Raw genomic sequence first — 7,591 nt, 5'->3', positions numbered from 1 at the left:
TGTCAAAAAGGCTGGCATTGCGCGCCGGCTCCTGTTTCCTGGGCTCGGCAGGCTTGGGCGCCGCATCCGCTGGCTTCTTTGTCTCCGCCCCCGCAGGCTCGGTCGGGACCGGGGCAGTTTTCGGCGCCGTCTTTGACCGGGCCTCCGCTTTCGCAGCCTTGGCCGCCGCCGCTATCTGCTCCTTGGCGGTTTCAAGCGTGTTCTTCAGTTCGAGGTGGGCTCCAACAAACTGGACCAGCGCGGAGGGCAACTCGGCGTCCAACTCTTCCGCCGTGCCTGCCACGCTAAGGGGAGTGGTGAGCGCATCGTTTTCGATTTCGTTGAGCTTGCGGGGAATGATGTTGACGCGAATGGTGTCGTCCTCCAAACGCGTAAGGATCATCACGACGGTCCTCTGCCGAAGCAGCGGACCCAGTTCTTTGAACATGGATACACCTTCCTCGTTAGTGAGAATCAGTTGTTGGGATGGGGCTTTTGGTCAGGATCGCACCAGCTGTGAAAGTTTGTCAGCATCCGATGGACTCGATTGAGGCCGGATGAACTACTCTCGCTCGGTCTCGCCAAGCAGTGCTTCAAGCCGCTCTACTTCGAGCCGCCGAAGTTTGGCGGTCGCGGCCCACTGTTCCTCGGAATCCCTGTCGGTTAAGTATTCCTCGTGCATCTCCCGCCAGCGTCTTTCATTTTCACGGGCAGCCCGGAGCGCAGTCTGAAGCTCCGAATTCTTTGCCTTTGCAGCCGGGGTCATGAAGTGGATTTTACTATCTTGGGATTGATTCAAGATGAACTCCTTGGTCGCTCAAGATATTAGGGCTTCGCGTTCGCCGCCGATCCCGCCGCCGCATCCTCTCCCACATCCGCGGGTCAACGGGCAAAGCCGCCATTCGCCCTGTCTGGGCGTTGTAAAAGGCTCCGTGATGGGTGAGCGTGCCGTAGTGAAAGAGCCTCGCAAGCATTGCGAGCGCGCTTGTCGCCAACACTTGGTTGATGAATGGCTCCTGCCGTTCGAGTGCCTCCGCCGCACTGCAACTGGGCAACGGGTCTTCGCCCGCCTCCGCATCTACGATCTCCGGATAGAGTTCCGCAACTGTTCTGAGCCGGACCGCGGAGCGGCGGTTGGCGGCATTCAACGGTTGACCGAGCACAAACTGACCACTGCTCGCGTTGTTGCCGAGGTCGAGCCAGTAGACGGTGCTGTCATTCGCTCGGGTAACTGCGGACAGGATGGCCTGCCGCGCCGCCCGCGTATCGACACAGCCGATAACCAGGTGAGGGCCTGTCGAATGGTTCTTGAGCGAATCCTTATGAAAATGCTCCGGGTACGCCTGCCACCTCAGCCCCCAGAAGAGATTGACGCGGTTGATCAAGACGACTGCCTTGTTCAGTCCGACGTCGGCCGCGGCAAACGGCTGGCGGACGCAGTTGGTTTCACTAACCTGATCCCCATCCGCCAACATCACATGGAGACCTCCGGCATGACCCCACACCTTCATCGCCTGGTGGAGATATGGCAGGCCGAGCAGCATAGCGCTGCCATTGCCTCCCGCGCCGACAATCAGCACGCGGAGTGGTTGCCCTCTGCGGCACAATGACGTCGGGAGAGCGTGTTCAATGATCATGACCACGCCTCTTTCCAGACAAGAACTCCGCCACCGTTTCCGGCAATTCGATCAGTGAGTCAATGGGAAACTCCTCTTCGCCGGCGAGTTCCCTCCAAAGTCCTTCGAAGCCGCCGGGATGGCGCGTAAGTCTCCCCACGTTGCCGTGTGTAAACTCGCTTTCATAGAAGCTCTGCTCCCACTGGGGAATGGAGGCGACGGTGGAGGCATCGGGCGCCCGCATCGATCCAAGGCAGACGCTCCCTGTGTCGTACACATTCCAGTAGGGCGCCACACAAAGCTTGGTATCGGCCGCGGGGCGGCGGTTCTCCTTCAACGCCCTGATCGAAAGTGAATGATCCATCGCCAGCCAGACAAGAGCGGGCTGCGGGAAGATCGCGCCATTCATTCCGGCCATGTCGCCCTGCGTCGTTCCGAAGAACATCGGACGTTTCTGTGGCGGCGTCCACCAGGCAATCAGACGCTCCGTGCGTGCGATCACACTCTCAGGCAGAAACTCCGCCTGCACCCGGCCTCCCAGGGCCTGGACCAGCGATTGAACGAATTCGATGGTCAGCGTCTTTGCCGGACCGAGCGTCGGTTGCTTGGCGCGATTGTCTGCGTTCACTTCATGGTGGGTGATGAATGTATTTCCAAAACTGCCGTTCTGTTCCATCGACCGGTAGATCAGCAAGGCTTCACGCAGCGCGAAGTGATGGTTCTGTCCGATGCTCACGCTGACCTGCATGCTTCTCCTCCCATTCCTGATCGAGCAGTGTAATCAAGCCGGCAAGCTCTATGTTGACCCTGAGAAAGATCGCCATCGTGCGCAACGCCGCGTCGAACTCCTCCCCGACCTCCGGCCGAAAGCAGACTGCACAAGAAGGTTCATTGGTGGTCTCGTTATACCGTTCTGACTCATGATCGAAGCAAGCCTGAATCGCGTCATTCTCGCGGAAGACCAGCAAAAGGCTCGGCACCGGCGGGTCGTCGTACTCTCCCTCGAAACGCATGACCTGGCCCTTCAACCGCGACAGTCGATGCAGGGTCAGCAGCTTCTGAATCCAAACGGAAAGCGGCCCCTGAAGATGCCTTCGCAGGAGCCTTCGCGCGCTGGGATATGTCCAGTCCTTCGCAGTCCGGATGGGTTCCGGGATCGCCTCATCGACCGCCGGGAACTCGCAGGCATCACGGCTTTCCGGCTCGTCTTGCTCCATCCACTCATGTAGCTGTTCGTTGTAGCATTCGGCATCCGTATGGTCGTAGATGCGTATCCAACGGTAGAGTGATCTCCGCAGCAGGAAGTAGAACGCAGCTCCGAGGAATCTCTCCTGCTCTTCGAGCGCCTCCAGCGCGGCTCCGATCTTGAGGTAGCCGCAGGCCTGGAGCTCGAACGCGGCCATCAACTTGCCTTCGCCAAGAGCTCCGCCCCGCCAATATCCTGTCCCAAGGTCGTCCCTGACTTCAAAACAATAGTCGACCTTCCCTTCGAGCGCGCTCCCGGAGAACCCCTCAATCAGCTTCTGGATGGCGGTTCGCGCGAAGACCACGGCGACCTTTCCAGTCTTTTGCCAGAGCTTCGCATCGGCGAGGTTCCGCTCCACCAGCGCCAAGCAAAAACGGTAGAGGCGCTCGCCGTTTGTCTCCAGGCGATAGTTTGTGGGGATGCGGCGGAGGGACGGAAGGGTTTCACCGCAACCGTGGCCCAGCAGTGCTATATCAGAGGCGGCAGCAGTTCGCTTGGGGCTTCGAGAACCGGCATCGTGCCGGACGACGATCTCCTGGCTGCTTCCGCGACGACGTGCGCAAGGCTTTGTGACTCTTCGCATTTCAGATGCCTCGCGATGAGCCGGTCGGCTCATTTGGGCGGCTTGCACTCAAGGCGACGGAGTTCCGCGAGCAGCTGGGTCTGATCGGCTTTGCTGTTCTTCATGATGTGCCGCCTTGTTTCGATGATTCCGGAGCGACCAACTCCTTTGCAAAGCAGGTGCCACACAGGGACGCGGGAGAAGATCACAACGGGACACCGCTTGGAGTCTGAGGATCAGCCCTTGCTGCCGATGGCCCGGCTGAATGTGTAGCGAAGAGTGCCTCCGGTGTCCTCCGGCCCCACCAGTGTCGCCGTAGCAATTTCGGGGTAGGACGGCGTCAGCAATTCTCTCACTTGTTCGACGGTCAAGTTGGGTGCGGGATCGGGGATGCGAGTTCCGTTGTAGAAGAACTCGCGGTGCAGAGCTTTTACTGTTACGCCGCTCATGAATCAACATCTCCTGTGTGGATTTGGGTTGTACATGGAATGTGGGACGTGGAGGGTGCAGGCGAGACGAAGCCTTACGATTGGCCCACGTTGCGGATCAATTGCGGAAGCGGTGTGAATGTATTCTTGGGTGCGTGCCCAAAGGGCGGTGTGCCAGCCGAGATGGCCAATCATCTAGTTGGTAGTCAGCGTGTGGGTTGGCGACTTCGCACGTATCAAGCGGGATGACGCGGATCACAGTGCTTCTGAGGCACCGCAAGGCGTGAGAATCGCGTACCCATTTCCCTCGAAAGCCGCCGAGCGCTCCCCGGGCCCGCAGTGCGCCTAATCATTTTCAATTATAGTTGACATGGAAACAGTTTCTATGTAATCTACTGTCTATGAAGAACTCCGCGGTGCTGGATCTATCCGTTAGCGACCTGAAGAAGCATGTAGGATTCTGGCTCCGCTTTGTCTCCAATCACGTCTCGCACGCCTTTGCCCGCAAGCTCCTCGCCAGCGGTGTGACAGTGGCCGAGTGGGTGGTGATTCGGGAGATGTTCGACGACGAGGAGATCTCGCCGGGCGTTCTGGCGGAGCGAATCGGGATGACGCGTGGCGGCGTTTCCAAACTCGTAGACCGGCTCGTGACGAAGAAGCTCGTCACGCGCCGGGACCGGAGCGACGATCGCCGCTTTCAGTCGATTGCGCTGACTGGGGCTGCGCGGCGGATGATTCCGCAACTGGCGAAGCTGGCCGACCAGAACGACGAGGAGTTCTTTCATCCGCTCTCATCGGGAGAGCGCGCTGCGCTGATTGCAACAATGAAGAAACTCGTGCAGGCACACGGCCTGCAGACACTTCCAACTGAGTAAAGGAGAAGAGATGAGCAAGCAGGTAATTCACGATCTGGCGATCGCAACACAACAAGGCAAGATGACCTTCCCTCAGGTCGTCCAAGGGCTGCTCGAAGTCGGGGTGGAATCCTACCTCGTGGACTTCGCGGCCAAGCAGAAGACCCACTACCTGGCGGATGGAACCACGCACACGGTGCCCATGATCCTGGACCCCGGCGCTATCGCGGCGGAATTCGACGGCGCCGGCCTTGTTGCGGCCATTCGTGGCGCCCAGGCAGACACGGTGCGGTACCCCGAGTTTGTGAAGCGGTCGACCTCGGCTGGCGTGATTGGCTACTGGGCGTTCCTCACCGGCAAGCGGGTGATCTACTTCGGCTGCAAAGGTGAGCAGCACATCGAGGAGTTTCCCAAGCCGAACGCTTGAGCCGGAGTGGCCATGCCCAAGCATGCGATCCGAACTGAAAAAGAGGAAAAACATGACTACGAATTCAGTGACCTTGACTGTTCAAATTGCCTGCCCTGCGGCAGAAGCGTACCAATTCATCGCTGATCCGGTGACCATGCCGCAGTGGGCCATCCACAATGTCAAAGCCATCCGGCCCGTGGGGCAAAACGAGTGGGAGTTTCAGACGCCTCGCGGCGCCGGACGATTGATTCCGCACTTCGACCAGCAGTCCGGCATCCTCGACCACGAATTCGTCGATCCCAAGGAAGGATCGTGGGAGATCTCGGCCCGGATTGTGTCGGCGGGAACGAAGGACTCCGTCTACATGATCACGCTGGTCAAGCCACCATCAATGCCCGAAGAGGCTTTCAGGCAAGGGATGCCTCTAGTCGAAGCGGAACTGCAGACGATGAAGCGCATCCTTGATCGGCAAGAGTGATCCCACGAGCGCGCCTGCTTTCGCCCTGCTCTCATGGCCTGATCTCGCCGAGATCCATTTCCATCCAGGCACTCACGAGCAACCGCTGGTTTGGCCACAATTGACGCACGTATAGCAGGTTCCAATGGGCTTCATCAGGCCGCCACAAGCCACACAGGGTGGAGCATCGCCGATGTCATGAAGGAACTGTGAGTCGTCGACCGGACCGAGTGTCGGTTCTCTGCCAGCGTTAATCTCGCCATCACCTTGGCCGAATAGCGAGAGTTGCTTTCCGGACAGGAATCGCAGTTCAATCCAGCGAAAAAGGTAATCCATGACAGACTTCGCGTACCCGATCTCCGCGTTGCCAGTCCAGCCGGAAGGCTCAAAACGTGTATGCGAGAGCTTGTCGCAGAGCACTTTCAATGGCACTCCGTGCTGAAGGCTGACTGAGACTACAGTGCCGAAACACTCCATCAAGCCTGCAATGGTTGATCCGGCCTTCGCCATGCGGATGAAAATCTCGCCCGGCTGACCGTTCGGGTAGAACCCGACCGTCAGATAGCCTTCATGCCCCCCGAAGGCGAAGTGATGTGTGATGGCCGAACGCTCATCTTGCAACCGGTGGCGATTCGCCGCGGGAGGTCCCGAGAGGTCGGGTGCAGCTCCTGGAGCTCCTTCTGCCACCTTGGTTCGGTCATCAACGCCGGTCGGGTCGGGTGATTTCGAACCTTCTCCACTGAAGCCTCGGATGGTTGGTTCTAAGGTTTCCATCTCTCGCCTCCTGCACCGGCGGGGAATCTTGCGCCGTCCGTTCCTCCGCGCCGTTGAAGGGTTTTGTACCTCCAGACAGGAATCCGGTCAAATGACCCGCAAGGCGCTCGGCTGGAGTTCGAGACGGCTTCAGAACAACGAGCCCTGAACAGGCGTGACAGGAGTCTGATCCACTGGCTGAGCAGCAAGCTGGAGTTCCTGATCCCGCTCTTCCACCGGCGTCCTGTACTTGCTTTCCAATTGCCTGAGCAAGGCAAGATCGGTTGCCTGGTGCTCTTCCGCCAGGCGCAGTTCATACCGCGCAAGGTAGTTGCGGTTGACTATTTCTCGCTGGATCGCCCTCTCGACATCGGAAAACGTGTATTCCGGATCTCCGTAGCAGGGGAATCGCAGTGTGTGTTTCAGGAACCGCACCTGAGCTGAAACAGATGAAAACCACTCCTCGTAGAATTGCGACCGACAGTAATGAGCAATGTGCCCAAAGCACATGGCGAGGCGGTTGTAGAAGCTCTTTGTGAAGAGCGCCGACGCCCACTCCGATTCAATGAAGCGCAGAAAGGTATTTCCGAACTCCGCCTTGTCCGCAGCGGTTGAAAACTTCGTGGCTGTGAAGTCTGATGGGAGAAATGGCCCCTTGGGCATGTTGATCTCCACGCAAAAGAAAAGGGCCAGCCGCAGCCGACCCTCTTGCTTGCCTTGGTTGAGACCGCAACGGTCTCGCTGGAACATTCTCCCAATGGATACGCTTGTCACCCGTGCATTCTAAAGACCAGCGATTCCACGGAAGATCGACGGCTCTGCCACCGTCATGCTGCCGCTTCGCCCATCGCCCTCAGCTCGCGATATACAGTGGTCTTGCCGATTCCGAGCAACCGTGCGGCTTCAAGAGGTCTGCGATTCGATCTCTCGTAGGCTGCAACGATCATCGCTCGCTCCACCTCCGCCATCGTCGGAAAGGCTCCGGTCTCTGGAACCTGCGCTAAGACGACTGGAGCTACTGATGCCACGCATTGCTGCGTCAACCGCTCGGTTGCCGTCGAGATCAATCTGGAGGCCTGTTCGAGCTTCTGAAGGCATTGCGGGTCCTGCCGGATCACGACCTTCTCTACTACTCGCTCAACAATCCTCACGATCGGCTCAGGCAGAGCTGTCCCACAACGCCGGCAATTCGCGCGATCGCTCCATTGGACGAGTTCGCAACTGCGGCAACGAATCTTCCCCCGTTCCTCGCTCATGATGTCACCTCGAAAGTTGAAAGCATGCTGG

General features: G+C 58.7%; 13 protein-coding genes. 4 read left to right on the top strand and 9 right to left on the bottom strand.

The genetic code is table 11. The annotated features are described in order from the left end of the window. From VMU57_RS14455 to VMU57_RS14435, 5 genes are all read right to left on the bottom strand, one after another. A partial coding sequence (locus VMU57_RS14455; RefSeq protein ID WP_325384611.1) for a PRTRC system protein E occupies nucleotides 1-427 on the bottom strand: 427 nt, incomplete at its 3' end. Between the two features lie 114 nt (nucleotides 428-541). Beyond that, the gene (locus VMU57_RS14450) at nucleotides 542-778 is read right to left on the bottom strand and encodes a hypothetical protein (protein WP_325384609.1); all 237 of its coding nucleotides are present in this window, start codon (nucleotides 776-778) and stop codon (nucleotides 542-544) included. Then, entirely contained in the window at nucleotides 759-1,616 is an 858-nt protein-coding gene (locus VMU57_RS14445; protein WP_325384607.1) for a PRTRC system ThiF family protein, read from the bottom strand. Before VMU57_RS14445 ends, VMU57_RS14450 begins: the two co-directional genes overlap by 20 nt. After that, the gene (locus VMU57_RS14440; protein ID WP_325384605.1) at nucleotides 1,606-2,343 is read right to left on the bottom strand and encodes a PRTRC system protein B; all 738 of its coding nucleotides are present in this window, start codon (nucleotides 2,341-2,343) and stop codon (nucleotides 1,606-1,608) included. The genes VMU57_RS14445 and VMU57_RS14440 overlap by 11 nt, the downstream gene beginning before the upstream one ends. Continuing rightward, nucleotides 2,294-3,424, bottom strand: coding sequence for a hypothetical protein (locus tag VMU57_RS14435; RefSeq protein ID WP_325384603.1), 1,131 nt, complete (start codon nucleotides 3,422-3,424; stop codon nucleotides 2,294-2,296). Before VMU57_RS14435 ends, VMU57_RS14440 begins: the two co-directional genes overlap by 50 nt. A 5-nt stretch (nucleotides 3,425-3,429) precedes the next feature. Between VMU57_RS14435 and VMU57_RS14430 the strand changes: the two genes are divergently transcribed. Then, nucleotides 3,430-3,636 (top strand): hypothetical protein, encoded by a 207-nt coding sequence (locus tag VMU57_RS14430; RefSeq protein ID WP_325384601.1) that lies wholly within the window; start codon nucleotides 3,430-3,432, stop codon nucleotides 3,634-3,636. Between the two features lie 3 nt (nucleotides 3,637-3,639). Here VMU57_RS14430 and VMU57_RS14425 read toward each other — a convergent pair whose 3' ends face one another. Then, entirely contained in the window at nucleotides 3,640-3,852 is a 213-nt protein-coding gene (locus tag VMU57_RS14425) for a PRTRC system protein C (RefSeq protein WP_325384599.1), read from the bottom strand. 380 nt (nucleotides 3,853-4,232) lie between these two features. Here VMU57_RS14425 and VMU57_RS14420 point away from each other — a divergent pair, with 380 nt between their 5' ends. Genes VMU57_RS14420 through VMU57_RS14410 form a run of 3 tightly spaced genes read left to right on the top strand, consistent with a single transcriptional unit; the run spans nucleotide 4,233 to nucleotide 5,572 of the window. After that, entirely contained in the window at nucleotides 4,233-4,706 is a 474-nt protein-coding gene (locus tag VMU57_RS14420) for a MarR family winged helix-turn-helix transcriptional regulator (protein ID WP_325384597.1), read from the top strand. Between the two features lie 10 nt (nucleotides 4,707-4,716). Then, nucleotides 4,717-5,112: a DUF1398 family protein gene (locus VMU57_RS14415; RefSeq protein WP_325384595.1), complete on the top strand. Its 396-nt coding sequence runs from the start codon at nucleotides 4,717-4,719 to the stop codon at nucleotides 5,110-5,112. A gap of 52 nt (nucleotides 5,113-5,164) precedes the next feature. Continuing rightward, the gene (locus VMU57_RS14410) at nucleotides 5,165-5,572 is read left to right on the top strand and encodes a hypothetical protein (RefSeq protein WP_325384593.1); all 408 of its coding nucleotides are present in this window, start codon (nucleotides 5,165-5,167) and stop codon (nucleotides 5,570-5,572) included. Between the two features lie 72 nt (nucleotides 5,573-5,644). On the opposite strand, the gene VMU57_RS14405 is transcribed toward VMU57_RS14410, so the two are convergent. From VMU57_RS14405 to VMU57_RS14395, 3 genes are all read right to left on the bottom strand, one after another. Further along, nucleotides 5,645-6,325: a hypothetical protein gene (locus VMU57_RS14405; protein ID WP_325384591.1), complete on the bottom strand. Its 681-nt coding sequence runs from the start codon at nucleotides 6,323-6,325 to the stop codon at nucleotides 5,645-5,647. 129 nt (nucleotides 6,326-6,454) lie between these two features. Then, entirely contained in the window at nucleotides 6,455-6,967 is a 513-nt protein-coding gene (locus tag VMU57_RS14400) for a hypothetical protein (protein WP_325384589.1), read from the bottom strand. 164 nt (nucleotides 6,968-7,131) lie between these two features. Next, nucleotides 7,132-7,591 (bottom strand): helix-turn-helix domain-containing protein (locus VMU57_RS14395; protein ID WP_325384587.1); only part of this gene is annotated, 460 nt, incomplete at its 5' end.

It is taken from the genome of Edaphobacter sp. (assembly GCF_035532915.1).
Taxonomy (GTDB): Bacteria; Acidobacteriota; Terriglobia; order Terriglobales; family Acidobacteriaceae; genus Edaphobacter.
The sequence above is the reverse complement of the archived record's forward strand: the minus strand, read 5'-3'. Positions and strand labels throughout refer to the sequence as shown.